Annotated in this window: 28 protein-coding genes and 1 tRNA gene; 24 read left to right on the forward strand and 5 right to left on the reverse strand. The window is 31.3% G+C overall.

From position 1 onward, the window contains the following. Positions 1-13 precede the first annotated feature (13 nt). From trxA to ABD011_RS03415, 9 genes are all read left to right on the forward strand, one after another. On the forward strand, positions 14-331 hold the full coding sequence (trxA, locus tag ABD011_RS03375; RefSeq protein ID WP_103050957.1) for a thioredoxin: 318 nt from the start codon (positions 14-16) through the stop codon (positions 329-331). A gap of 79 nt (positions 332-410) precedes the next feature. Beyond that, entirely contained in the window at positions 411-953 is a 543-nt protein-coding gene (locus tag ABD011_RS03380; protein WP_343795779.1) for a ClpP family protease, read from the forward strand. A gap of 6 nt (positions 954-959) precedes the next feature. Then, positions 960-1,889 carry a DUF58 domain-containing protein gene (locus tag ABD011_RS03385; protein ID WP_343795781.1) on the forward strand — a complete coding sequence of 310 codons (930 nt, stop codon included), beginning with the start codon at positions 960-962 and terminating at the stop codon, positions 1,887-1,889. 81 nt (positions 1,890-1,970) lie between these two features. Then, positions 1,971-2,044 (forward strand) — tRNA-Asp (locus ABD011_RS03390). A gap of 219 nt (positions 2,045-2,263) precedes the next feature. Beyond that, on the forward strand, positions 2,264-3,310 hold the full coding sequence (locus tag ABD011_RS03395; RefSeq protein WP_343795783.1) for an aldose epimerase family protein: 1,047 nt from the start codon (positions 2,264-2,266) through the stop codon (positions 3,308-3,310). Between the two features lie 129 nt (positions 3,311-3,439). Beyond that, on the forward strand, positions 3,440-4,450 hold the full coding sequence (locus tag ABD011_RS03400; RefSeq protein ID WP_131506152.1) for a LacI family DNA-binding transcriptional regulator: 1,011 nt from the start codon (positions 3,440-3,442) through the stop codon (positions 4,448-4,450). 321 nt (positions 4,451-4,771) lie between these two features. Beyond that, complete coding sequence (locus ABD011_RS03405; RefSeq protein ID WP_161566725.1) at positions 4,772-4,945, forward strand: hypothetical protein; 174 nt, start codon at positions 4,772-4,774, stop codon at positions 4,943-4,945. 203 nt (positions 4,946-5,148) lie between these two features. Further along, positions 5,149-7,131: a tetratricopeptide repeat-containing sensor histidine kinase gene (locus ABD011_RS03410; protein WP_343795786.1), complete on the forward strand. Its 1,983-nt coding sequence runs from the start codon at positions 5,149-5,151 to the stop codon at positions 7,129-7,131. Between the two features lie 6 nt (positions 7,132-7,137). Continuing rightward, a complete protein-coding gene (locus tag ABD011_RS03415; RefSeq protein ID WP_129759489.1) occupies positions 7,138-7,806 on the forward strand; it encodes a response regulator in 669 nt (222 codons plus the stop codon). Positions 7,807-8,042: 236 nt separating this feature from the next. On the opposite strand, the gene ABD011_RS03420 is transcribed toward ABD011_RS03415, so the two are convergent. Next, positions 8,043-8,540 carry a DUF456 domain-containing protein gene (locus tag ABD011_RS03420; RefSeq protein ID WP_343795789.1) on the reverse strand — a complete coding sequence of 166 codons (498 nt, stop codon included), beginning with the start codon at positions 8,538-8,540 and terminating at the stop codon, positions 8,043-8,045. 144 nt (positions 8,541-8,684) lie between these two features. Here ABD011_RS03420 and ABD011_RS03425 point away from each other — a divergent pair, with 144 nt between their 5' ends. The 4 genes from ABD011_RS03425 to ABD011_RS03440 are packed head-to-tail and all read left to right on the forward strand — an operon-like array spanning position 8,685 to position 12,978. Beyond that, entirely contained in the window at positions 8,685-9,044 is a 360-nt protein-coding gene (locus ABD011_RS03425) for a BlaI/MecI/CopY family transcriptional regulator (RefSeq protein ID WP_129759487.1), read from the forward strand. A 4-nt stretch (positions 9,045-9,048) separates the two neighbouring features. Next, positions 9,049-11,334, forward strand: coding sequence for an energy transducer TonB (locus tag ABD011_RS03430; RefSeq protein ID WP_343795793.1), 2,286 nt, complete (start codon positions 9,049-9,051; stop codon positions 11,332-11,334). Further along, a complete protein-coding gene (locus ABD011_RS03435) occupies positions 11,327-12,460 on the forward strand; it encodes a tetratricopeptide repeat protein (protein WP_343795795.1) in 1,134 nt (377 codons plus the stop codon). Before ABD011_RS03430 ends, ABD011_RS03435 begins: the two co-directional genes overlap by 8 nt. 41 nt (positions 12,461-12,501) lie before the next feature. Next, positions 12,502-12,978 (forward strand): hypothetical protein, encoded by a 477-nt coding sequence (locus ABD011_RS03440; protein ID WP_134198532.1) that lies wholly within the window; start codon positions 12,502-12,504, stop codon positions 12,976-12,978. Here ABD011_RS03440 and ABD011_RS03445 read toward each other — a convergent pair. From ABD011_RS03445 to ABD011_RS03460, 4 genes are read right to left on the reverse strand one after another with little or no spacing between them, the layout of a single operon-like run. Next, positions 12,975-13,712 (reverse strand): Bax inhibitor-1/YccA family protein, encoded by a 738-nt coding sequence (locus ABD011_RS03445; RefSeq protein WP_343795797.1) that lies wholly within the window; start codon positions 13,710-13,712, stop codon positions 12,975-12,977. The two genes, ABD011_RS03440 and ABD011_RS03445, sit on opposite strands and share 4 nt — an antisense overlap. After that, positions 13,713-14,576: a hypothetical protein gene (locus tag ABD011_RS03450; protein WP_343795799.1), complete on the reverse strand. Its 864-nt coding sequence runs from the start codon at positions 14,574-14,576 to the stop codon at positions 13,713-13,715. Between the two features lie 52 nt (positions 14,577-14,628). Further along, positions 14,629-15,753 carry a glycosyltransferase gene (locus ABD011_RS03455; RefSeq protein WP_343795801.1) on the reverse strand — a complete coding sequence of 375 codons (1,125 nt, stop codon included), beginning with the start codon at positions 15,751-15,753 and terminating at the stop codon, positions 14,629-14,631. After that, positions 15,750-16,727 carry a lysylphosphatidylglycerol synthase domain-containing protein gene (locus tag ABD011_RS03460; RefSeq protein WP_425545547.1) on the reverse strand — a complete coding sequence of 326 codons (978 nt, stop codon included), beginning with the start codon at positions 16,725-16,727 and terminating at the stop codon, positions 15,750-15,752. The genes ABD011_RS03455 and ABD011_RS03460 overlap by 4 nt, the downstream gene beginning before the upstream one ends. A 24-nt stretch (positions 16,728-16,751) precedes the next feature. Here ABD011_RS03460 and ABD011_RS03465 point away from each other — a divergent pair, with 24 nt between their 5' ends. From ABD011_RS03465 to ABD011_RS03515, 11 genes are all read left to right on the forward strand, one after another. After that, positions 16,752-17,387, forward strand: coding sequence for an outer membrane beta-barrel protein (locus tag ABD011_RS03465; protein ID WP_343795805.1), 636 nt, complete (start codon positions 16,752-16,754; stop codon positions 17,385-17,387). Positions 17,388-17,390: 3 nt separating this feature from the next. Then, a complete protein-coding gene (ruvC, locus tag ABD011_RS03470; RefSeq protein ID WP_343795807.1) occupies positions 17,391-17,945 on the forward strand; it encodes a crossover junction endodeoxyribonuclease RuvC in 555 nt (184 codons plus the stop codon). Between the two features lie 242 nt (positions 17,946-18,187). Beyond that, positions 18,188-19,318, forward strand: a complete 1,131-nt coding sequence (hemW, locus tag ABD011_RS03475; protein ID WP_343796778.1) for a radical SAM family heme chaperone HemW — start codon at positions 18,188-18,190, stop codon at positions 19,316-19,318. Then, on the forward strand, positions 19,319-20,068 hold the full coding sequence (locus ABD011_RS03480) for a cyclase family protein (RefSeq protein WP_343795809.1): 750 nt from the start codon (positions 19,319-19,321) through the stop codon (positions 20,066-20,068). It begins immediately after the preceding gene. Further along, positions 20,052-20,423 (forward strand): DUF4260 domain-containing protein, encoded by a 372-nt coding sequence (locus ABD011_RS03485; RefSeq protein ID WP_343795811.1) that lies wholly within the window; start codon positions 20,052-20,054, stop codon positions 20,421-20,423. Before ABD011_RS03480 ends, ABD011_RS03485 begins: the two co-directional genes overlap by 17 nt. Before the next feature lie 2 nt (positions 20,424-20,425). Then, entirely contained in the window at positions 20,426-21,034 is a 609-nt protein-coding gene (locus ABD011_RS03490; protein WP_131506137.1) for a DUF4230 domain-containing protein, read from the forward strand. After that, positions 21,034-21,432, forward strand: coding sequence for a GNAT family N-acetyltransferase (locus tag ABD011_RS03495; protein ID WP_262732250.1), 399 nt, complete (start codon positions 21,034-21,036; stop codon positions 21,430-21,432). The genes ABD011_RS03490 and ABD011_RS03495 overlap by 1 nt, the downstream gene beginning before the upstream one ends. 4 nt (positions 21,433-21,436) lie before the next feature. Next, positions 21,437-21,799, forward strand: coding sequence for an MmcQ/YjbR family DNA-binding protein (locus ABD011_RS03500; RefSeq protein ID WP_131506136.1), 363 nt, complete (start codon positions 21,437-21,439; stop codon positions 21,797-21,799). Positions 21,800-21,918: 119 nt separating this feature from the next. Beyond that, complete coding sequence (locus tag ABD011_RS03505; RefSeq protein WP_131506135.1) at positions 21,919-22,329, forward strand: response regulator; 411 nt, start codon at positions 21,919-21,921, stop codon at positions 22,327-22,329. Continuing rightward, positions 22,329-22,871: a heme NO-binding domain-containing protein gene (locus tag ABD011_RS03510; RefSeq protein ID WP_131506134.1), complete on the forward strand. Its 543-nt coding sequence runs from the start codon at positions 22,329-22,331 to the stop codon at positions 22,869-22,871. The genes ABD011_RS03505 and ABD011_RS03510 overlap by 1 nt, the downstream gene beginning before the upstream one ends. Then, entirely contained in the window at positions 22,868-24,460 is a 1,593-nt protein-coding gene (locus tag ABD011_RS03515) for a sensor histidine kinase (RefSeq protein WP_343795817.1), read from the forward strand. Before ABD011_RS03510 ends, ABD011_RS03515 begins: the two co-directional genes overlap by 4 nt. Position 24,461 lies beyond the last annotated feature (1 nt).

A 24,461-nucleotide genomic window follows, 5' to 3' on the forward strand; every position in this document is an offset into this window, starting at 1 on the left:
TAAATAAAAGATTATGGCATTAGAAATAACAGATGCAACGTTTGAAGAAACTGTATTAAAAAGTGATAAACCAGTAATGGTTGATTTTTGGGCTGCTTGGTGTGGACCATGTAGAATGGTTGGACCAATCATTGATGAAATTAGCAACGAATATGAAGGTAAAGCTGTTGTAGGTAAGGTAGATGTTGATGCTAACCAAGAGTTTGCTGCAAAATATGGAGTGCGTAATATACCAACTGTTTTAGTATTTCAAAATGGAGAGGTAGTAGGACGTCAAGTAGGTGTAGCTCAAAAAAGTGCATATACTGAAGCGATTGATTCGCTTTTATAAGATACTTTCTAAAAGAAAAGATAAAAGGTTTGCTATAACAGCAAACCTTTTTTTATTTTAGATGAAAATTAATATACACATGAGCAAAGTAATAAAAACCCAAGATTTAATAGATAATAAATTATTAGAAGACCGTAAAGTGTTTCTTTGGGGTCAAGTTGATGATAAGTCGGCAAAACATGTTATTGATAGATTACTGTATTTGGATGCATTAGAAACTAAAGACATTCAATTATACATAAATAGTCCAGGAGGTTATGTGACTTCTGGTTTTTCGATATACGATTGTATAAAATCTTTAAATAGCGATGTGTCGACAATTTGTACTGGTTTAGCAGCCTCTATGGGTTCTATATTATTATCTGTAGGAGCAAAAGGGAAACGTTTTATTCAACCACATGCAAGAGTAATGATTCATCAACCTAGTGGTGGAGCTAGAGGTCAAGCTAGTGATATTGAAATTACAGCTCAAGAAATTTTGAAGACAAAAGAGCTTAGTGCTCAAATTTTGGCTGATAACTGCGGGCAGGATTTTGATAAGGTAATGAAAGACTTTAATAGAGATCATTGGATGGGAGCAGAAGAGTCTGTTGCTTATGGAATTGTAGATGGAATAATTTAGTAGTTGATGGATCTTCAACAGGAACTTAATAAAACAGGAGGATTTAAAAATCTAGAGCTACTTGCAAAACAAGTAGTTGAAGGGTTTATTGCAGGTATGCATAAGAGTCCGTTTCATGGGTTTTCTGCTGAATTTGCTGAACATAAAATTTACAACCAAGGAGAAAGTACTAAGCATATCGATTGGAAGTTGTATGCGAAAACAGATAAGCTTTTTACAAAGCGCTATGATGAGGAAACCAATTTAAGGTGTCATTTAATTGTTGATAATAGTAGCTCTATGCATTTTCCTAAACTATCTTCGTTTTCCATAGATAGTCTTAACAAAATTGCATTTTCTGCATTAGCATCAGCATCTTTAATGCATATTTTAAAAAAGCAACGAGATGCAGTAGGGTTAAGCATTTATAGTGATGCATATGATTATTATGCTCCAGAAAAAGGAAGCGAACGTCACCACCAAATGTTATTGCATCAGTTGAGTGATATGGTCAACTCTAGACCGTTAAATAAACAAACAGAAACCTATACGTATTTGCATCTAATAGCAGAAAAGATTCATAGGCGTTCTTTGATTTTCTTTTTTACTGATATGTTTCAAACTTCTACAGATGAGGTTAAGCTGTTTGAAGCTTTACGCCATTTAAAACATAACAAGCATGAAGTTGTGTTGTTTCATATTTTTGATGGAGAAAAGGAGCTTAAGTTTGATTTTGACAACACACCTAAGCGATTTATAGATGTAGAAACAGGTGAATATATCAATTTATATCCTGATTCGATAAAAGACGATTATGAAACTTCAGTAAAAAAATATTTTAATGATATTCGATTGAAATGTGGACAATATCAGATAAAATATGTTGAAGCAGACATAAATAAGGATTTTGATAAAATCCTAACAACGTACATGATAGAGCGACATAGATTTGCTTAATTGAAAATTTTTTAAAAATTTCACAAAAAATATTTGTGATATAAAAAATGGAGCGTATATTTGCAACCGCAATAAAGCAACGGTTTGGTAGTTCAGTTGGTTAGAATACCTGCCTGTCACGCAGGGGGTCGCGGGTTCGAGTCCCGTCCAGACCGCAAATATTGCTAAAGCTCCAAGAAGTTGGAGCTTTTTTTGGCAATAAGATTTAGTTGTGTTGTTTGACAGATGTTAGAGTCTGTCAATGGTAGAGATACCCAATTTAGTTGAGTATTAAACCGATGGAAAGCTTTCCTTTTTTCTTTACAGAAAATTGGGATGCTTTTTTGTTTTAAGACACTTTGTAAGTTATTTTTGAAATACAAAACGGAACTTCTTTGAATAAAATACTCAGCATAGATAAAATTGAATTTGGTAGAACACCAAATGGAGATTCTATAGAGAAATATATCCTTAAAAATACTAGTGGATTAGAAGTTGATATACTTACCTATGGTGGAATTATTTCTGCTTTGCGAATGATAGATAAAGGAGGAAAGCAGCAAAACATAGTTTTGGGATTTAATACGTTAGAGAAGTATATTAATGATACGTTTTATCTAGGGGCTATAATTGGTAGGTATAGTAATAGAATAGCAAATGGAAAATTTTCTATTGGTGATAAAAAGTATAGTTTGGTAGTTAATAATGGTGAAAACCATTTACATGGTGGGAAAGTAGGTTTTAATAAAGTGGTATGGAGTGCTAATGTTGAAAAATTTAGTGATAGTGTTACTTTAAAACTGACTTATTTAAGTGTGGATATGGAAGAAGGTTTTCCTGGGAATTTAATGACCACAATTGATTACACGTTAACGAATAATAATGAGCTAAAGGTTGCTTATACATCAACTACTGATAAGCCTACAATATTGAATTTAACGCAGCATTCTTATTTTAATTTATCAGGAGATTATAATACTTCAATTTTAAACCATGAAGTAGTTATAAATGCAGATTCTTTTTTGTCTGTTGATGAAAATTTAATTCCAACGGGTGATTATGAAAGTGTCCTTAATACTCCTTTTGATTTTAGGAAACCAAAACCAATTGGTAGTGAAATTAATTTAAACGAAGAGCAATTAAAAAGGGGAGGAGGTTATGATCATAATTGGGTTGTTAATAATCAAAATGAAGGCTTAAGATTTGTAGCTTCAGCATATGATGGTGAAAGTGGGAGATTTATGGAGGTTTTTTCTGATCAACCTGGATTGCAGTTTTATACTGCTAATTTTCTAGAAGGGGATTTTAAGCCAAGAACTGGATTTTGTTTTGAGACGCAGCATTTTCCTGATTCACCTAATCAAAGTCATTTTCCTACGGTTATTTTAAATCCTGATGAGGTTTTTAGTTCGGAAACTGTATTTAAGTTTTCGATTAAATAATTATTCTTTAATAATACGAAAGAACAAAAATTTGGTATTTTTAATTTTTAAACAAAGAATTAGCTTTTCTTTTAAGATTAAGTGCTACAAAAACTGTTTTTGAACAAAAAGATTTATTAAATTTAACACATGGGCTCAAAAATTACGCTTAAAGATTTAGCAAGAATTTTAAATGTTTCAATATCTACGGTTTCTAAAGCACTCAATGATAACCCTGAAATTAGTATTGAGACTAGAGCTAAAATTAAAGAATTGGCTGAGTCTTATGGATATGTCCCAAACAATATAGCTCAAAGTTTAAAGTCAAAATCAACAAAAACAATAGGTGTAATTATACCTGCAATTTTGCTTGAGTTTTTTAGTAAGGTGCTTTATGGTATTGAGATTGAAGCTACTAAAAGAGGCTATAAAATAATAATATGCCTATCTAATGAATTACAACAAAAAGAGAGTGAGAGTATAGACACTTTTATTAATGGTAGTGTAGATGGAATTATTTTATCAGTTGCTGAAGAAACCCAAAAAACAAAAAATCACACCCATTTTTTAAAGAGTGAAAAGTATAATCTACCAATGGTAATGTTTGATAGGGTTGCAAAGGACATTAGTTGTGATAAAGTAACTGTCGATGATTTTGAAGGAGCATATGAAGCTACTCAATTTCTTCATGAATTAGATTCAAAAAATATCATCTTCATAAATCCTATTTCTAATATAAGTGTTGGCGAGTCTAGAGAAGAAGGCTATGTAAAGGCTATTGAAGATTTGAGTTTAGAGCCCTTAGTTTTAAAGGTTGAACATTATAATCAAATAGAAAAGGAGCTTACTAAAATTTTAAATAATCAAAAAGTTGATGCCATTCTAGCTGCTGATGAATACTCAGCTATTTTAGCGATTAATGTAGCTAGACTTAATGGTTATAATGTTCCTAATGATATATCAGTTATTGGTTTTACAAATGGGTTAATGGCAGAGCATTCAATCCCTTCTTTAACTGTGGTAAGCCAGCATGCTGAAAATATAGGTAGAACATCTGTTGAAATACTTTTAGATAGAATTCAAGGAAAGCTACCAGAGCAACCTGTACACAAAGTAGTGAAAACTAATATTATAGAACGTAATTCTACCAAAAAAAGATAAATTATCTCTTCTTTAATGTGTGAAAATGTGTATTTCATCGATATTTTTATGCATTTAATCCGATTTTTTGATTTTAATAATTATATTTGAGTTACATTTGAAGTCCTTTCTTAAGCCCTAAACACTTATTAAGGTAACATTTAATCCATTTTAGTAGAATACTCTGTATTAGTATTTTACATTTCCCTCAAAAAATATACAGTCTTAGCGGTTTACGCTTTATAGTTAATAATCCATTCTTCCCTCCAATGGCATTAGGTTATGCCTTAAAATTTGTAATTAACTAAAATTAAATATTGTAAAACCCTAAAATTAATAGACATGAAGACCCTTAAAATTACTTTCTTATTATTAGCTGTATTATTATTAACTGTTTCAGGACAAAGCAGTGATTCTTTTAACAATGAAGAGAATAACTCTACCAAAAAATCAGAAACTAAATACGACTTATTAGTGCACAACAAAAAGAAGGTTTTAGTTCCTACTAACGGATAAAAAATACTTCTTCTTAAAATATACAGCTCTTATCTTTTTTAGATAAGGGCTTTTGCTGTTTTTTGTAAGCTGGCTTTATAATTAAAAATAAGTCAAACACATTAAATAAATTATTCTAAATTTGGATTAACCATAATAATCCAAATACATTGTTGCGTTATCTCTCTCTTTTAATTTTTCTCTTTTTTAATACCAAAGCTGTTTTGTCTCAAAACGAAAAGAGTGTTAAAGGACTTGATAGTATCCAAAAGTTAAGAAGCTTATCTTCTGATGCTGAATTCTCATTAGAAGAACGTTTAGCTTTTGCACTTAGCGCTGTAGAATTATCTTCAAAAACTAAAATAGATTCGGTTTTGATCAACTCGAACAGGACTTTGTCGAGTGTGTATTTGAATAGAGGTGAATATGAGAAGTATAGAAAACTCAATCATAACAATTTAAAACTGGCTAAGAAAATTAATGACTCATTGGTTATTGGTATTGCTAGTCTTAACTTGGGTTGGTATCATCATTTCAATATGGTTCAAAATGATAGCGCTTACTATTATTATTCAAGAGCGGCTAAAACTTTTGACGAAATAGGAGAGTTAGATAGACAGGTTACAACATTAGTAAACTTAGCAGATATTCAAGATACTGAAAGAGATTATATTGGTGCTGAAGCTAATTCAATTAAAGCTATTAAAATTTTAGAAAGACTACCTGAAACTGAAAATTATTTAAGCACAAAATGGATACTATATAATTTATTGGGAGTAATAAATTTAAAATTAGAACTCTATAATGCTTCATTAGAGTATCATAATATGGCTTACGATATTGGTAAGAAAATGGAGTTTGGTTTTATTGATCAAATGCTGTCATTAAATAATATGGCGTTTGTTTATAGAAAGTTAGGTAATCATGCTAAAGCGTTAGAACTCTATAATACAGTATTAGAAAATAAAGAAGTCTATAATGAAGAAGATCCTACCTTTTACCCTTTGGTTTTAGAAAACTTAGCGTTTACTAAGTATGAAGCAAAACATAGCGACATTGATAATATTGAGCAGATGCTTAAAACTGCATATAAAATTAGTGATAGTCTCGAGGATCCAATCACCAAACTAGCTGTTAGTATTGATTTGGCTAAGTTTTATTATGGACAAAAAAACAAAGATTCATCATTAGTATATGCTAAACAAGCTTACGATATTGGTGGAGAAACAAACTCTAATCAAATATGGTTAGAATCTATGCAACTACTGTCAAAAATTAATGATGGAGAAGCAGGTAAAGCATATCTAAATCAATACATAAAACTAAGCGATAGCTTATTGTTGAACGAGCGAAAAAACAGAAATAAATTTGCAAGAATTGAATTTGAAACTGATAAACTAGAAGAGGAAAATAAGCGTATTTCTAGAGAGCGTTTGTGGCTTACAATACTGTCAATAGGTTTGTTGTTTACTGCGCTTTTAATTTATATTATCATTACCCAAAGAGCAAGAAATAAAGAGTTAAAGTTTAAACAAGACCAGCAACAAGCCAATGAGGAAATTTACAACCTTATGTTATCGCAGCAAGATAAAGTTGATGAAGCTAGAGCTAGTGAAAAGAAACGTATTTCTGAAGAATTGCACGACGGTATTTTAGGTCGTTTGTTTGGGACAAGGTTGAGTTTAGATAGTTTGAATTTTAGTGAAGGTAAAGATGCTATTAAAAGTAGAGCAAATTATATAAGCGAATTAAAAACTATTGAAGAAGATATAAGAAAAGTATCACACGATTTAAATACCGATTTTGTTTCAGGGTCAGGGTTTATGGATATTATTTCTGAATTAATTGAGAAGCAAATCAAAGCGTATCAATTGCAATACGATTTTAAATATACTGATGATATTAATTGGGAATTCGTGCCTAATAAAACCAAAATTAACATCTATAGAATAATACAAGAAACACTTCAAAATATTTATAAACATGCCGAAGCTAATGAGGTAAAAATTAGTATTGAATTAAAAAATAACGTAATTTTATTAGCGATTATTGATGACGGAAAAGGGTTTGAAATCAATAAGAGTAAGAAAGGAATTGGTCTTAAAAATATCAATTCTAGAGTAAACGAGCTAGAAGGCTCAGTTAAGTTTTACTCAGAAATAAATAAAGGAACTTCGGTATTAATTGACATTCCTTATAAAAGCTAAATTATCATGCAACACATAAATATCTTAATGGTAGATGATCATCCAATAATTATTGAAGGTTATCAAAATACTTTGATGGCTACAAAAAACGATGATCAAGTACTAGTTATAGATACAGCTAATAATTGTGATACAGCTAACGAGTTACTTCAAAAAGCGTCTAAAGAAAAACCTTATGATGTCTGTTTTTTCGACATTAGTTTACCCAGTTCTTCTGATGGTTCAATAACATCAGGAGAAGATTTAGCAAAAATTGCTCGAGACATATTGCCTAATGCAAAAATTATTATTTTAACAATGTTTAATGAGTCGTACAGGATTCATAATATTATTAAAGAGGTAAGTCCTGATGGATTTTTAATAAAAAGTGATTTAACATCAATGGAACTAGCTGAAGCATTTCAGCATATTTTATCCAACCCTCCATACTACAGTAGTACAGTAAACAACTATTTAAAGAAGTCTATTACTAGTGATATTTATATTGACGACATTAATAGAAAAATACTTCACTTATTATCTCAAGGCATAAAAACAAGAAGTCTAAAAGAGTACATAGACTTATCAATGAGTGCTATTGAAAAGCGTAAAAAGCAGATGAAACTTTTATTTTCTGTTGAAGATGGTAAAGACGAAACTTTGTTAGAAGAAGCCAGGAAAAAAGGCTTTTTGTAAATTTCACGTTAAATCTTCATTTTTTTCAGCTTCTCCAAGCTTATGCAACACTAGGTTATTGCTAGAAAGTACGGTTTTTCCGCATCAAGTTTGCGGTTTTTCCGCACATTTAAAACCTTCTACTTATATACATTTGTAATAGTCAACGAAATTAATTAATCCCTCTAAGTAATTTGTTGAATTAATAGCAAATAAAGAATTACCCAATAACCCACTAGGTTATTGGGTTTTTTCATTTATACAAAACCGTCAGAATATTTTATTACTTTATAAATAAAGAATCCGGTAAAAATCATTGATACAATAAACTTCATAAACGTTGAAGCAAGGAATCCTAAAAAAGATCCAAAAGCAGCTTTCACAGCTTTATCAAATTCACTTTTATTAATAAGCTCACCTATTAGAGCACCAAAAAACGGACCTATAATTATTCCGAAAGGTCCTAAAAATATTAAGCCTATTATAAGGCCAATAGTTGTACCTATCATTCCTGCTTTACTGCCTCCAAAACGTTTGGTTCCCATAGCTGGAATTACATAGTCTAACAACCAAATGGCAATAGCTACAATTAATGTTATGATTAAAAATGTCCAGTTCATTGGTAGTGCATCGGTAAGATGTAAAACTAAAAGCCCAACCCAACTGGTTAATGGACCTGGTAAAACAGGTAAAAAGCTACCAAGTATTCCAAGAAGCATTAATAAGCCACTAATTATCAATAAAAATATATCCATTAAATCTATTTAGAGTTTACACAATTATGTGACGATGAAAATAGTCATTTGTTACATTTGTAACTAAAAAATTAGTTTAAACTAAAAATTTAGTTATATTTGTTAAGCTCTTTCGTTCAGAGTTTTAAATTAAAAATAAGCATCATGAAGCAACTTACCAAGGCAGAAGAAGAAATCATGCAAGTTTTATGGCAACTTAAAAAGGCCAATGTAAAACATATTATAGATGAGTTACCAGAGCCCAAACCAGCTTACAATACTGTATCAACTATTGTAAGAATTTTAGAAAGTAAGGGCTTTGTTGATTATGAAAAACAAGGTAAAGGTCATGTGTATTTTCCAGTGGTTAAAAAGCAAGATTATAGTAACCAGACCATAAATACATTGGTGGATAATTATTTTCAAGGCTCTTTTAAAAGCATGGTGTCTTTTTTTGTGAAGAAAAATGACATTAACCTAAAAGACTTGGAAGCTGTACTAAAAGAAATCAATAAAAAAGAATAGTATTATGTTGCATTATGTATTACAAACTATAGCGTTTCAATTATTCTTTTTGCTCATCTACGATGTGTTTTTAAAAAAGGAAACTTTTTTTAATTGGAACAGGTTTTACTTGTTATCGACTGCGATACTTTCAGTGGTATTACCATTTATTAAATTTAAAAGTATAAAAGCCATTGTTCCAGAGCAGTTTGTTATTCAATTGCCTGAAATTATCATAGGCAAAGTCGAAGAAAAACAATCTGTAATTGATGTCTTTATTGCTCAACCACAACAAATGGTTGAACCCGTTTTTACTTGGTCTTGGAGTATGCTACTATATGCAGGAATGTGTATTGCAGCTATACTGTTTATGGTTAAGTTGATTAAACTTCTAGTTCTATTTTACAAAAACCCAAAACGTTGGAAAGGCAATTTGCTAATCGTTAATTTATTGAATAGTAATGCGGCATTTTCGTTTTTTAATTATGTGTTTTTAGGTGAAAAAATACAGTCAAAAGAACAAAAAACCATTCTACAGCACGAGCTTGTTCATGTTCAGGAAAAGCATACTATCGATTTGTTGTTTTTTGAAGCACTGAGGATTGCGTTTTGGTTTAACCCATTGGTGTATATGTATCAAGCTAGAATAGTTGAGTTGCACGAGTTCATTGCAGATTATAAAGCACTAAAACATCACGATAAAAAGGAATACTATGAAAGCTTATTGGCTCAGGTTTTCGAGACTAAAAACATTTCTTTCATAAACCCATTTTTTAAAGAAGCATTAATCAAAAAACGAATAGTCATGTTAAGTAAATCAAAATCAAAACAAATCCATTTACTCAAGTACACATTATTACTGCCAATGGTATTTGGAATGCTTATGTACACATCGTCATATTCACAAGACCCAAAGTCAACAACTAAAACCACTCATGAAGATACGTCTACGAAAGATATGACTGATGATGAATTGCTTCAAAAGTATTATGAGGAATTAAAAGAGCTAACGGCTTCAAGTAATATTTTTGATGAAGTATATAAAGAGTATATGCCTAAAACCGATAAATATATTCTTACGAGAATAGAGTATGCAAAGTTTGGAGCATTTTATAAATTTTTAGCAGATAAGGAAATTGAGAGAAAGCAAAAAGACGGAAGTTTAACTCAAGAAGATCTTGAGAGAAGAGAAAAAAGGTTTCCTAAACATAAAACTTATGAAGATTATTTAGAGTATAAGAAGACTGATGAGGCTAAGTTAAGCTGGGAAAGTAACACCAAAGATGGCATTTTACGATTGGTAGTTGATGACTTTAAAAACATGACAGCTGCTGAGCAACAACGTTATGATCAAAAAATGAAAATGATTCAAAATGACGACTACTTCAATACGTTAATGATTGTTACAAAAAACACAATATTAAAAATGCAAGTAAATGATATTGACGGCAAAAAAATACCAAACCCAGGTAATGAAAATGATGAGGTTATAGTTGAGCATGTTGAAGAAACTATTGAAGTACCATTTGCTGTTATTGATGAAGCGCCTACATTTACTTTTTGTGAAACTTTATCAACTCGAGAGGAGAAGAGAAAGTGTATGAGCGACAATATTGCTGAGCATGTCAATAAAAATTTCAATACAAATATTGCAAAGGAAAAAGGACTTACAGGAAGACAGCGTATCAATGTTATTTTTAAAATAGATAAAGATGGTACTGTAAAAGATGTTGCTGCAAGAGCACCACACCCAGCTTTAGAAGAAGAAGCAAAGCGTGTTATAAAAACATTGCCAAGGTTTATACCAGGAAAGCAAAAAGGAAAAACTGTAGTAGTGCCTTATAGCTTGCCAATTTTATTTCAAGTGTCAGATAATGAAAATGAAAGTGAAAAATATAATGAAATGAAATTGAAGGAAGCTTATAATTGGGCTCAAGAATCAAAAAAAGCTCTTCCTTTTGATCAAGTAGATGAAGTGCCAAGTGTGTTAAAGTGTGAGTCAAATAACAGGGAAGAACAAAAAAAATGTGTTATAGATTTTATTACAAATCATGTAAACAAGAATTTCAATACGAATTTAGCAAAAGAATCAGGTTTAAAAGGTCGTATAAGGATAAAAGTAAACTTTATTATTGATCAATTAGGAATAGTAAAACAAGTAAAGGCAAGATCTGAATCTAACAATCAAACTTTAGAGGATGAAGCTAAAAGGGTTGTAGGCACATTACCTGTTTTTATACCTGCAAAAAATAATGGTGAGGCAGTTTCTGTTTTTTATAGCTTACCAATACTATTTCAAGTCAATGAATAAAGCTCTTTTAATCCTAATAGTATTAATTACATTAAAAACCGAAGCTCAAACTTCGGTTTTACAGCATGCAGATAGTTTGTACTTAAACGGTAACTATAGTAAAGCTATTGAGCAATACAAAACGCTTACTAAAACTGAAGAGGTGTTTGATAAAATTGCAAAAGCCTACATTGCAATAGGAAATTATGACGCTGCTTTAGAGTATTACCAAAAGAGTTTGGAGGCAAATCCTGATGATGCACTTGTAAAATACGAATACGCCAAATTACTTTCAAAAACTAAGAAGTTTAAAGAAGCTTCAACTCAATTTAATGAGTTGGTGTATATAGATTACAAAAATCCAAATTACCATTATGAATTAGGTTTAGCACTCGAAGCTTTAAACGATTCAACTGCTATGAATAGGTTTCGTTCTGCTTATGATTTGGATCAAACCCATCAAAAAGCCATTTATAAAATTGCACGATCCTATGTGAAAAAACGTGCTTATGAACAAGCAGAATATTTTATAAACAAAGGCTTGGAAAGTTATGAGAACAATGTAAGTCTTATTAGCTTAAAAGCGCAAAACTATTATAACAAAGACGATTACAAAAACTCAAAAATCTGGTTTCACAAGTTAGTGCAGCTTGGAGAATCATCAGAGTTTATTCATGTGAAATTAAGTGTTATTCATGCTGAACTTTCAGAATATGAAGAAGCCATTGAGCAACGAAAACGTGCATTAAACTTTAATCCTTACGATTCTAACGGATTGTTTCTTATAGGAACATATTATGAGCGTTTAAACGATTATGAGAATGCTGAAAAGTATATTTTACAATGCTTAAAGTTAAAAGATGTGCCATTGGATTATGAATATCAAAAATTGGGTACAATCTATAACCGTCAACAAAAGTATAAAGAAGCCATTGCAAGCTTTCAAACTGCTTTAAAAGAAAACCCAGACAATATCAATTCAGCGTTTTATATGGTTGTTTCAAAAGATAAATATTATGCTGATACTGATGCTAAAATTAAACTTTACGAAGATTTTAAAACCCAATATCCTGAGAGTTTTTATGTAAAGCTAGCCAATATGCGGTTACAAGAGCTCAAAGAAGAAAAGTTTATGAATGAAGATTAAATACCAAAAAAATTGTACTTTTCGGCTTCAGTAGTATATTAATGAAGCACTTATTCTTTATTTTTTGTGTTTTTACGTTGGTGTCTTGCGACTATTTTGATAAACAGAAGATTTCTACAGAAGAAATTCTTCAGGAAGAGTTGCAAACCTTCAACTGGAATGATGTTGATGAGTATCCTACATTTGCATCGTGCGACACCACTTCTGGAAAGGCAAACAAAAAAAACTGCTTCGAAACCACACTACGAAACATACTAAACGAAAACCTTTCAAAACATAACATTGTAGTATCTGAAGATGTTAATGATACTGTTATTTTAAAAATTAAAATTGATAGCAAAGGTCAATTCACTATTGAAGACATTAAAAGTTCTGATGTCACACGTCAACAAATTCCTGAGTTGGATAGTTTGTTAACTCATAGTTTTGATTCGTTACCTAAAATATATCCAGCAATAAAACGCAGTCAACAGGTAACAACTCAATTTAATCTTCCTGTAATAGTTAGTATTAATTAAAACCGAATTGCTAGCTTTCGCATTAAGCGTAAAATTTCAACATACAACCAAACCAGAGTTACCAAAAGTCCCCAAGTAGCAAGCCATTCTTTATATTTTGGTGCTTTGTTTTTATGACGTTCTATAAAATCAAAATCCAACAATAATGAAAACGAAGCTACAATTGCTGCAACTACATTAAAAATAATGGCAACCCAAGAAGTTCCCCAAATAAACGATTTGATACCAAAAAAGCCTAAAATAAACGAAATTATATACACCAAAAATATACTTGCAGCAGCTGTGATAATTACACTTCTAAGTTGTTTGGTAACTACAATAATTCGTGTTTGGTATAAGATGAGCATTACAAAAAAAGTTACAATGGTAACACCAATAGCTTGATAAGGCATCTCAGGAAATTTAACTCTTACATAAGCCGAAAAACCGCCTAAAAAACAACCTTTGGTTATGGAGTAAATAGGCACTAAAATATGTGCCCAATTGTTCTTGTAAGAAATCATTACACTTACAATTATTGAAGCAATCATACCACCAAGTGTAAACCAGCTTACATCCATTCCATCTTCATGAAGTTTCCAAACTCCAGCAGTAACTGCAGCAATAACCAATATGGATAACATGGATTTTACAAAAATCCCTGAAACAGTCATTTTTGCTTCAGGCTTTTTGTTGTCGTCCCAAAAATAAGGTGTAAAGGCTGGGTTAGAGGTTTTAAAATTTGATAATTTCATTTACAGCGTAAACTTGTAACCCAATGTAAAATCAGTTGGGAAATTGTCGTTAGTGTCTAAATCTAAAGCAAATAATTGATTAAACCCAAATGTAATATAACCATTGCCTACTTTGTAATCGGCACCTAATCCAAAAATAAAAGGCGCATTAAAAGAAGTGTCGCTTTCTTCAATAACGTCATCTTCGGTTGCTACAGTTACTTTACTAAAGTTGAGTGTTGCAAATTTTACATTGCCATAAATACTTAAGTTTGAAATATTAATAGCTCTCCATCTGTAGCCTAAAGAAAACTCGGTTGAAGTGTATTCTAAATCATCGTTTTTAAGAACTTGTCTAAGTTGTAAAAAACCTGAGTGTATAGGTTTTTCAGCATTAGTAATCACTTCTAGTTCGGTTCCAAAAACAGGAGATTTTAAGTTATCAGGGTTTGGAACAAATGGATTGTTGGTAATACCGCCAAAAACACCTAAACGTAGTTCGAGTTTGTTCTTTTTAAGTTGCGTTTGGTAAGACACGTCAGACGTACTATTGTACATATCAATAAAGTCTTTAAGGCTGCCAAGTGTGAGTTTTACCTTATCAGTTGATAAACCATAATCTTCCATGACATTGTTTAGCGTGGTTTTATACTCTTCTTGGTATTTGTTGTTGTCACCTTTGGTGTTTTTTAATTCTAAGATGGTGTTGTTTTGAGTCCTTACAAAATAACGGTATTTACCATCAATAGTTGTCCAAAGTAAATCCAGATTTCCGTCAATTTCGGTCTTTAACTCTAGGGTTTCACCATTTACAGTGTAGGTGTCTTGAGCACTCATTGAAGCATAACTTAACAAAATGCAGAGAATAGCGACTATTTTTTTCATCAGGATTTAGGATTATAGTTTAGTAAATCTAACAAAAATAAATGATAAAACATCATTTTCGGTATGCTCTTCCTTTCCACTTATATCCTTTAAAAACAGATGTGAAGGCCACGAAAACACTAAAAAAAGGATATAAAAAACAGCCAAAAATATATGAGAACAAAGTATGTTCTTGGTTAAAAAATCGAGCGCTTTTAAAAATGAGAAGAAAGTCTATGCAAAACTTTATAATAAACACATATACCAACACTTTATATGAAACAACTCCTGAAATAGCAAATAGTAAATAACAAAGCAATGCAGCATTCATTGTAAAAATGACCAATCCAGAAAGTTTTCCAAAAACATTACGATAGTTACTTGTTTTTGCTGCCCAACGAACGCGTTGTGCAAATAAACTTGTTATGCTATTTTCAGGTATTGTAGTTACAACAGCTTTATCACATTTTAAATACTCTACTTGCGTTTGAGGATGGTTAATAGCTTTTTCCAAAAGAAAAATATCATCACCACTAGCAATGGTGTTGTTGCCTTGATAACCGTTAACAGTATTGAAAAAATCTGTTTTAAAACCTAAGTTGGCACCATTACTCAAAAATGGTTTGTTGATGCCAAAACCACCAATAGTTGCTCCTTGCAGACTTAAAATTTCAAGTAATTGAAAGCGTTTAAAAAACGTATTGCAATGGCTAAGCGTTACTGGAGCTACAATAAAATCGGGTTGATGCTCTTGTATAAAACAATCAAAACTATCAAGCCAGTATGTAGGTAAAACGCAATCAGCATCTGTGGTGATAATCCAAGGGTGTTTTGCTTGTGAAATAGCTAATGTAATAGCATCTTTTTTTGGGGAGTTTGAACTGCGAGTGTTTTTAATTAAGCTTATGTTTAGCTTCGATTTTTTTTGAAACGCATTAATGAGTGTTACTGAATTGTCTTCAGAATCGTCATCAATAAAAATAATTTCAAAATGTGCTTTTGGGTAATTTAGTGTTGAAATGGACTGTAATAAAGCAGGTAAATTTTCAGCTTCATTTCTAAAAGGAATAAGTATTGAAAACCTATTTTCTGGTGTAACATCTTTTAAAGTAAATTCATTCACTTTGTCAAAGCCTAAAATCAGGCTTCCAATTAAAGCTAGATATAGGATCACAATAATAAGTGCTATTAAACTCATGTGTTTGAGGTGTTTTTAGGTGGGTTAAAATTGAGGACATAATAGCTTCCAAATACACTCGGAATGACAAAATTCAACAACCACATTAACGTTACAATGCATAAAATAGTAAGCTCATTTACGCCAACAATAGAAAACAAATACACAGCAACACTACCTTTTATCACTACATCAAAAATAAAAATGGAAGGAATAATAGAGGCTAATAGGTACATGCTTGTAATTACAATCATAGCATTACTGTAGTGTACATTTACTCCAAAAATAGTGAGCAGAAAATAGAACTGAAATGAGAAAATCGCGTACCTAATTACAGAAAGTAAAAACCCTTTAACTAAAACAGTTTTTGGTAAATATACAATGAAATGAATGATCTTTTGTAGCGTATTTCCTTTTATATTGAATGTTTTATGCTTAGCTCCAAAAAAGGAGAGCACAACTACTAAAAGTATAATAAATAAGAACCTTGATACTTTAAGGTAATTAATGTCCAGGTTGTAGTTTAATTTAAAAAAGATAAGACCAGCAATACCAAAAAGTACTGTAACTGTCATTTGCATCATATTGCCAACAAGGTTTAATAGTGCAATTCGATTTCTAAATGCTTTAGTATAGTAAGCTGCTTTAGCTCCATATTCACCAATTCGGTTAGGTGTAATTAATGATGCTGTTAACGAACCTAAGGTTTGTTCAAGTGCATTTTTAAAGGATATCCTTTTGATGGAATCGACTAAAGTTTTCCATTTTACAATTTCAAAAAACCAATTAAAAACACTTAAAATGATTAAAAAAGTAATGTTTTTTACTGAAAACGACTTGTTTTCGGATAAAAATCGAGTAAAATCGTTAAAATCTAAATACTCATTATCTGTCAGTTTTTTATAAATAAAATAAAATGCGCCAACAACTATGCTTAATTTAATAAGCACAACAAAGAATTGCTTAGTTTTGTAAGAAAGCGTTCCTAGAAGCATATTACAAATAAAACCAATTAGACTATGACCTCAAATTTTAAACATATAAAATCACTCTTAGTATGTGTGTTTATGGTGTTTGTTACAGCAACACTTACAGCGCAACGAGATACTAACAAATGGAAAGCACAATTGGCACTTGGGTTTAACAATCCGTCGCAGTCAGGTTTTGTGGCTGATTTTGAGAGTAAGCCTGTAAATTTTCCGACAGTGAATTTAGGAATTCAACACATGTTTAAATCGCAGTTGGGAGCAAAGGTTGATTTTGGTTTTAACCGATTTTCAAGTGAAGATAATTCGCCAGAATTTAAAACCAATTATACAAGACTTAATTTGCAAGTAGTCTACGATCCATCCGAAACCCTTACGTTTCTTCCAGAGCGAATGGGACTTGTAGCACATGCAGGACCTGGATATTCGTTTGTAAAACCGCTTGGTAATTATTCAGGAAATGATGTGTCGTTTTTAAATGCAATGGCAGGCTTGGAAGTGCACTATGCTTTTAACAAACGTATGTCATTTTACACTGATGTATCATACATTTTAGGTTTTGGAAAGGATTTTGACCCAATTACTGAAGGTTATGGTGCTTTTAATGGAAATTTATTGACGGTAACTTTTGGTATAACCTTTTCATTAAGTGGTTGTCAATATTGTTAATGCATGAGTAAAGAAAAAATTATATTAGGTATTGATCCTGGAACAACAATTATGGGCTTTGGGCTTATAAAAGTTGTTGGAAAGACCATGCAGTTTTTGCAGTTGAACGAATTGGATTTAAAAAAATACGACGACCATTATTTAAAACTGAAGCTCATTTTTGAACGTACTATTGAGTTAATTGAAACTCATCATCCTGATGAAATTGCAATTGAAGCACCTTTTTTTGGGAAGAACGTACAAAGTATGTTAAAATTGGGTAGAGCTCAAGGTGTTGCTATGGCAGCAGGTTTATCTAGAGAAGTACCAATTACTGAGTATTCACCAAAGAAAATTAAAATGGCAATTACAGGAAATGGTAATGCCAGTAAAGAACAAGTAGCTAAAATGCTACAAAGTACTTTAGGTTTAAAAACGTTACCTAAAAACCTAGATGCAACCGATGGTTTAGCAGCTGCAGTTTGCCACTTTTACAACGAAGGTAGAGTGGAGGTTGGTAAAAGCTATTCTGGTTGGGCAAGCTTTGTGAAGCAGAATGAAGACAGAGTGAATAAGTAAAGAATATCCTATGACATTCTTTCTGATTTTAAGACTAAGTTTAATTTATCTTTTCTTTTTAGAGTTGAGGTTAATTGAGTTTAAGAACAAAAAAAGTAAATGGATTTGGTTCTTTTTGGTATTAGCATTTGGATATTTTGGGTATGCTTTTTATTTGGCTTTTAGAAGAAAATTAGTTGTAAAAAGAAAGTTTCAACCTAAATTTAATCTTCGTTAAATTATAATCTTTTAAATCTAAACTCATCGCAGGAATCTACATTCATATACCATTTTGCAAGCAAGCTTGTCACTATTGCGATTTTCATTTTTCTACATCGTTAAAGCAAGAAGATAAAATGTTGTCTGCTCTTAAAGTGGAACTCATTTTGCGTAAAAACGAAATGAAAAATACCACAATAGAGACCATTTATTTTGGTGGTGGAACTCCAAGCATTTTAAAAGTTGAAGATATTGAATGGCTTATTGGTTTGATAAAGATAGATTATCAGGTTTCTGAAACTGCCGAAATTACTCTTGAAGCAAATCCTGATGATTTAAATCCGGAGTATTTAAAAGCATTGTCAAAAAGTTCTGTAAATAGATTGAGTATAGGTATTCAGTCTTTTTTTGAAGATGATTTAAAGCTAATGAATCGTGCTCATAATGCCAATGAAGCTAAAACCTGTTTAGAGCAAGCAACACAATATTTCAGTAATATTTCTATCGATTTAATTTATGGAATTCCAGGGTCAACCAATGAACGTTGGATTGAAAATATTGACACTGCATTAGGGTTTAATATTCCTCATATTTCAAGCTACGCTTTAACCGTAGAACCTAAAACAGCTTTGGAACATTTCATAAAAAAAGGTATTATAGCCAATGTTGACGATGATTTGGCTAATGAGCAGTTTCATATATTAATTGAAAAGCTAAACCAAAATGGGTTTGTGCATTACGAACTTTCAAACTTTGGAAAAGAAGGTTTCTTTAGTAGAAATAATTCTGCTTATTGGCAAGGAAAACCTTATTTAGGCATAGGTCCTTCAGCACATTCGTTTGATGGAACCACTAGAGGCTGGAACATAAATAACAATTCAAAATACATTAAATCAATATTAAATCACGAACTACCAATAGAAATCGAAACCCTAACAGTAACTGATGCATACAACGAGTATGTTATGACTGGGTTGCGTACTATTTGGGGAGTGTCTTTAGATAAAGTTGAACGTGATTTTGGTAAAGACTACAAAAGCTATCTTTTGAGTCAAGCAGATAACCATTTAAAAAATGAATTGTTGTATATTGAAGAAAACAAATTGTTAGTCACCAAAAAAGGAAAATTTTTAAGCGATGGCATCGCTTCAGACTTATTTAAAATAAACACATAAATGATTGCAAGCATACAATACAACTCAAACAAATATAAAATAGATTTTTCACAACCAATTGACATATCCATACCGTTAATTGCCTCAAAACAAAATGTAAATGCGTGGTATATTGACGAACCAAAAATTGAGCCTGTTCAAATAGAAGATTGGATTGCTAGTGTAGCTAAAGGGTCGCCTGTTAATTTTAATAACATTCAGTTTAATCCGCATGCTCATGGTACACATACTGAGTGTGTAGGACACATTACAAAAAAAGTACATTCTATAAACCAAAACCTTAATCAATTCTTTTTTTTAGCTGAAGTTATAACAGTTGCGCCAGAAAAATTGAATGATGATTTTGTGATTTCTAAAAAGCAAGTGCAATTTGCATTAGGAAATAAAAAAAGAGATGCAGTAGTCATAAGAACCATACCAAATACCAAAGAAAAGCTGTCAATGCAGTATTCTAATACAAACCCAACGTATTTGCTTGAGGAGACTGCTAATTATTTAAAAAAGAAAGGCGTTAAGCACTTACTTATCGACTTGCCAAGTGTAGATAAAGAAAAGGACGAAGGTAAGCTGTTGGCTCATAATGCATTTTGGAATACCACAGGAAAATTAAGGTTAGATGCAACCATAACCGAGTTTATTTTTGTGCCTAATAATGTGGTAGATGGTACTTACTTTTTAAACCTGCAAATAGCACCTTTTGAAAACGATGCTACACCAAGTAAACCTGTTTTGTATGAAGTTGTTAACTAATATTAAGCTACAATTAAAAATTGAAGAATTGGCAATGTTTGCCTTGGGAATTTTTGCTTTTAACCAGCTTACTTATGCTTGGTGGTGGTTTTTGGTATTGATTTTACTTCCAGACGTTGGTGCGTTAGGATACTATGTTAATACTAAGGTTGGAGCTATTAGTTATAATATTTTTCACAATAAAGCAATTGCAATACTTGTGTATTTTATTGGCATGTATTTTGAAAGTGAACCTCTAAAACTTACAGGTGTTATTTTATTTTCACATGCCTCAATGGATAGAATTTTTGGCTATGGATTAAAATTTCCCGATTCATTTAAGAACACTCATTTGGGTAGTATAGGAAAAGATTAATTATGGAAACATTCTTTATAATTATTATTAGCATTTTGGTAACCTTGGCTATTGTAACTATAGTGAAGCAATTTCAAATTAAAAAGCGTACAAATTCACAATCGGTTATACTCTTAGATAAAATAAAAAAAGTGTGCAAGTTTATTACTGTTGAAGGTGATTTTGCCGAAATTTATCATTACGAAGATGTAAAAGAACGCTTTCTAAAACTAGTTACAAGTAAAAAGAAAGCACTCGTGGTTATCAACGCCAAAGCACATGTTGGGTTTGATTTGTCAAAAATAAAAATGGAATCGGATACTAAAACAAAAACCGTAAAGTTGTATCATTTTCCGCAACCTGAAGTGCTAAGTGTTGAAACCGATTTAAATTATTACGATAAAAAAGATGGTATGTTCAATAAGTTTGAAGCTTCTGATTTAACCGAGTTGCACAATGAAGCAAAAATTCATATTATGAACAAAGTGCCAGAAAGCGGATTGTTTAATGTCGCTAAACAAGAAGCGCTTGAGGCGATTTCATTAATTGAAAATATTGTGCAAACCATTGGTTGGTCGTTAGACTATTCTGCATTAAAAATTGAAGACAATAACGTTAAACAAATTTCATAATGTTTGAAATTTCAACTCAAAAAAGTAAACTTCAAGTTGAGGTTATCCATCAGTTTTTAACCACAACATATTGGGCTAAAGGAAGGACTTTAGAAGAGGTAAAACAATCAATAGAACATTCTTTTTGTTTTGGAGTATATTTACAAGGTAAGCAAATTGGGTTTGCTAGATTAGCTACAGATTATACTGTTTTTGCTTATTTAATGGATGTGTTTGTTTTACCTGAATATAGAGGAAATGGATATTCAAAAAAGCTAATGAAGGCCATTAACGAAGAGCCTAAATTACAAACGTGTAAAGTTTTTATGCTTAAAACATTTGATGCTCATAAGCTCTATGAGCAGTTTGGGTATACTGAATTAAAACAACCAGAAAGAGTAATGGAACGATTATTATAATACTATGAATATTGATCAACTACGTAATCACTGTTTAAAGAAGAAAGGCGTTACTGAAGATTTTCCTTTTGATGAACACACCTTAGTGTTTAAGGTTTTAGGTAAAATGTTTGCTTTAGTAGGACTTGAAAAATGGGAGTCAGGTAATCGCTTCATTAATTTAAAGTGCGATCCTGAGTATGCTCAAGAGTTAAGGGCTGAGTACGATAGTATTTATCCAGGATACCATATGAGCAAAGTACATTGGAATTCTGTTGAGCTCAATTCTGGTGAGATTTCTGCAGCATTTCTTTTTGAACTCATTGATCATTCTTATGATATGGTAGTTAAGGGAATGACTAAAAAAATGAGAGAGCAGTTAAACTAGTCAATTTCATTCGTCGACACTTAAATTCCATTCGTCGACACTTAATCACCCTCAAACGAATTAAAAGATACAAATATTAAGTATTAATTTATTTTGCAGATTAATATTAATTATTTGACATGAAAACCCTCAATGTTTTACTTATAGAAGACGATATGATTGAAGTAATGAAACTTAATAGAGCTTCTAGTTCACTTCAACTAAATCATAAAATAAGAGAAGCTAATAATGGTGAAGAAGCCTTAAAACTTCTTGAGCAAAAAGATAATCTTCCAGATATCATTTTGTTGGATCTTAACATGCCTAAAATTAACGGTATTGAGTTTTTAAAAATCCTTAAAAATGATGATAGACTTAAATATATTCCTACTATAATTCTTACAACCTCTAATAATCAACGAGATTTACTGGAGTGTTACAAAATTGGAATTGCTGGCTATGTTTTAAAACCATTAAAATATGAAGATTATGTTTCTAAAATTGAAAAATTATTAGCATATTGGAGCATTAACGAATTAATTACAGCATAGTGAAAGGAATAATTTTTACAGAGTTTTTAGAGTTAGTTGAAGAAAAATTTGGTTTAGTTATGGTTGATAAAATCATAAACCAATCAAATTTAGAATCAAACGGTGTCTACACTGCAGTTGGAACCTATGAGTTTTCAGAGATGCTTCAACTTATTTCGCATTTAAGTGAAAATACTGACATCTCTGTAGATGATTTACTAATGGTGTATTCTGAACATTTGTTTAAAGCCCTAATAAAATCGCACCCAAACTTAGTTGAACACTACAAAGACCCAATGGATTTGTTAGCTTCCATAGAAAATCATATTCATGTTGAGGTTAAGAAAATTTACCCTGAAGCACAATTACCTACGTTTGAATTAGAAGAAAAAACCGACACCAAAATGGTAATGGTTTATAAATCTGATAAGGCGTTGTATATGCTAGGGAAAGGATTAATGTTAGAAACCTTTAAACTGTTTAAAGTACCAGCTGAAATTGATTTTGAAAAGCTTAATGAAGAAGGTACTGAAGTAAGGTTTACCATTAATAAAAAACAATGAGTCAAGAAGAAATAGAGATTCTTAAAAGAGCACTTGCAAGAGAAAAAGCTGCACGAAAAGCAGCCGAAGAAATCTTAGAACAAAAGTCTGCTCAACTCTATGATACTACCCAAAAACTACAAGAATCCAATAAAAAACTCGAAAAGCTTGTTAAAGAAAAAACACTAGAACTTAAAGGTGTTTTTGAAAACATTGTTGATGCTTATGTGGTAATGGATCTATGGGGAAATGTTATTAAAATGAATGATGCTGCAATAAATTTACTAGGTTTCAATAATGAAAAAGACAATTTAAACCTATTAGAACTGGCAGACCCATCAGAAGTTGATAATGTGATGAACAGTTTTGAAGCTTTAATTACTGAAGGTTCAATTACAAACTTTCAAATAAAACTGAACACTAAAAATGGAGAACAAAAGTTAGTTCAAATCAACGCAAGTATCATTTTAAATGATGACAATAAACCTGTAGCAGCTCAAGGAATAGTAAGAGACATTACTTTGGAAAATAAGTATAGATCAGCTATTGAAGCCGAAAAACAAAAGTATAGTAGCATTATTGCTAACATGAATTTAGGTCTTGTGGAGGTGAATAATGATGATGAAATTCAAATGATTAACCAGAGTTTTTCTGAAATGTCTGGGTATACTGAAGAAGAACTAAAAGGTAAAAAAGGAGGACTCATTTTTCCTGTTGAAGGTGGAACTGATGTAATAGCAGAGGAAAACATGAAGCGTTTAAAAGGAGAATCGAACTCATACGAAATAAAAGTAAAAACTAAACAAGGCAATATAAGGCATTGGTTAATTAGTGGAGCTCCAAATTATGATATAAATGGAGATGTCATTGGTTCAATAGGAATTCATCTAGATATTACTGACCTTAAAAGCTTACAATTGCAAAAGGAAAACCTCTTATCTAAATTAGAAAAAAGTAACAATGAGCTTCAAGAGTATGCTCACATAGTATCTCACGATTTAAAATCTCCTCTAAGAAGTATAGATGCTTTAATGCAATGGATTAAAGAAGATAATAAAGATAAGCTTGATGAGGCAAGTCTTCAAAATATAAGTCATATTGAAACCACTTTGGAAAAAATGGAACAACTCATTTCCGATGTTTTAGAATATTCTAGTATTGGTTCAAATGATAAAGAAAAAATTGATGTAAATTTAAGCGAAGTTGTTAATGAGCTGTGTCAAATACTGTATGTTCCAAAGCATATAAACATTTCTGTGGCTAATAAGTTACCTGTTGTAAAAGGAGATAAAGTAAAACTGCAGCAATTGTTTCAAAACTTAATTAGCAATGCTGTAAAGTTCATTGATAAACCAAAAGGAGAAATTCATATTAATGTTAAAGACGTAGGAGAGTTTTATCAGTTTTCAGTGTCTGATAATGGTATAGGAATTGAAAAACAATATCACGATAAAATTTTTAAAATCTTTCATTCGTTAAACAAAAGTAAAGACTCAACAGGTGTTGGTTTATCTATTGTAAAAAAGATTGTCAATTTACACGAAGGTGAAATATGGTTAGAAAGTGAGCCCAAAAAAGGAACCACATTTTATTTCACATTAAAAAAATAAT

It is taken from the genome of Gaetbulibacter jejuensis (assembly GCF_039524015.1).
Taxonomy (GTDB): Bacteria; Bacteroidota; Bacteroidia; order Flavobacteriales; family Flavobacteriaceae; genus Gaetbulibacter_B; species Gaetbulibacter_B jejuensis.

What these genes read in the sequence shown, in the direction of transcription:
- trxA (WP_103050957.1), top strand. Translation starts at nt 14, where the DNA reads ATGGCATTAGAAATAACAGATGCAACGTTTGAAGAAACTGTATTAAAA.
- ABD011_RS03380 (WP_343795779.1), top strand. Translation starts at nt 411, where the DNA reads ATGAGCAAAGTAATAAAAACCCAAGATTTAATAGATAATAAATTATTA.
- ABD011_RS03385 (WP_343795781.1), top strand. Translation starts at nt 960, where the DNA reads ATGGATCTTCAACAGGAACTTAATAAAACAGGAGGATTTAAAAATCTA.
- ABD011_RS03400 (WP_131506152.1), top strand. Translation starts at nt 3,440, where the DNA reads ATGGGCTCAAAAATTACGCTTAAAGATTTAGCAAGAATTTTAAATGTT.
- ABD011_RS03405 (WP_161566725.1), top strand. Translation starts at nt 4,772, where the DNA reads ATGAAGACCCTTAAAATTACTTTCTTATTATTAGCTGTATTATTATTA.
- ABD011_RS03415 (WP_129759489.1), top strand. Translation starts at nt 7,138, where the DNA reads ATGCAACACATAAATATCTTAATGGTAGATGATCATCCAATAATTATT.
- ABD011_RS03420 (WP_343795789.1), bottom strand. Translation starts at nt 8,540, where the DNA reads ATGGATATATTTTTATTGATAATTAGTGGCTTATTAATGCTTCTTGGA.
- ABD011_RS03425 (WP_129759487.1), top strand. Translation starts at nt 8,685, where the DNA reads ATGAAGCAACTTACCAAGGCAGAAGAAGAAATCATGCAAGTTTTATGG.
- ABD011_RS03430 (WP_343795793.1), top strand. Translation starts at nt 9,049, where the DNA reads ATGTTGCATTATGTATTACAAACTATAGCGTTTCAATTATTCTTTTTG.
- ABD011_RS03435 (WP_343795795.1), top strand. Translation starts at nt 11,327, where the DNA reads ATGAATAAAGCTCTTTTAATCCTAATAGTATTAATTACATTAAAAACC.
- ABD011_RS03440 (WP_134198532.1), top strand. Translation starts at nt 12,502, where the DNA reads ATGAAGCACTTATTCTTTATTTTTTGTGTTTTTACGTTGGTGTCTTGC.
- ABD011_RS03445 (WP_343795797.1), bottom strand. Translation starts at nt 13,712, where the DNA reads ATGAAATTATCAAATTTTAAAACCTCTAACCCAGCCTTTACACCTTAT.
- ABD011_RS03450 (WP_343795799.1), bottom strand. Translation starts at nt 14,576, where the DNA reads ATGAAAAAAATAGTCGCTATTCTCTGCATTTTGTTAAGTTATGCTTCA.
- ABD011_RS03455 (WP_343795801.1), bottom strand. Translation starts at nt 15,753, where the DNA reads ATGAGTTTAATAGCACTTATTATTGTGATCCTATATCTAGCTTTAATT.
- ABD011_RS03460 (WP_425545547.1), bottom strand. Translation starts at nt 16,727, where the DNA reads ATGCTTCTAGGAACGCTTTCTTACAAAACTAAGCAATTCTTTGTTGTG.
- ABD011_RS03465 (WP_343795805.1), top strand. Translation starts at nt 16,752, where the DNA reads ATGACCTCAAATTTTAAACATATAAAATCACTCTTAGTATGTGTGTTT.
- ruvC (WP_343795807.1), top strand. Translation starts at nt 17,391, where the DNA reads ATGAGTAAAGAAAAAATTATATTAGGTATTGATCCTGGAACAACAATT.
- ABD011_RS03480 (WP_343795809.1), top strand. Translation starts at nt 19,319, where the DNA reads ATGATTGCAAGCATACAATACAACTCAAACAAATATAAAATAGATTTT.
- ABD011_RS03485 (WP_343795811.1), top strand. Translation starts at nt 20,052, where the DNA reads ATGAAGTTGTTAACTAATATTAAGCTACAATTAAAAATTGAAGAATTG.
- ABD011_RS03490 (WP_131506137.1), top strand. Translation starts at nt 20,426, where the DNA reads ATGGAAACATTCTTTATAATTATTATTAGCATTTTGGTAACCTTGGCT.
- ABD011_RS03495 (WP_262732250.1), top strand. Translation starts at nt 21,034, where the DNA reads ATGTTTGAAATTTCAACTCAAAAAAGTAAACTTCAAGTTGAGGTTATC.
- ABD011_RS03500 (WP_131506136.1), top strand. Translation starts at nt 21,437, where the DNA reads ATGAATATTGATCAACTACGTAATCACTGTTTAAAGAAGAAAGGCGTT.
- ABD011_RS03505 (WP_131506135.1), top strand. Translation starts at nt 21,919, where the DNA reads ATGAAAACCCTCAATGTTTTACTTATAGAAGACGATATGATTGAAGTA.
- ABD011_RS03515 (WP_343795817.1), top strand. Translation starts at nt 22,868, where the DNA reads ATGAGTCAAGAAGAAATAGAGATTCTTAAAAGAGCACTTGCAAGAGAA.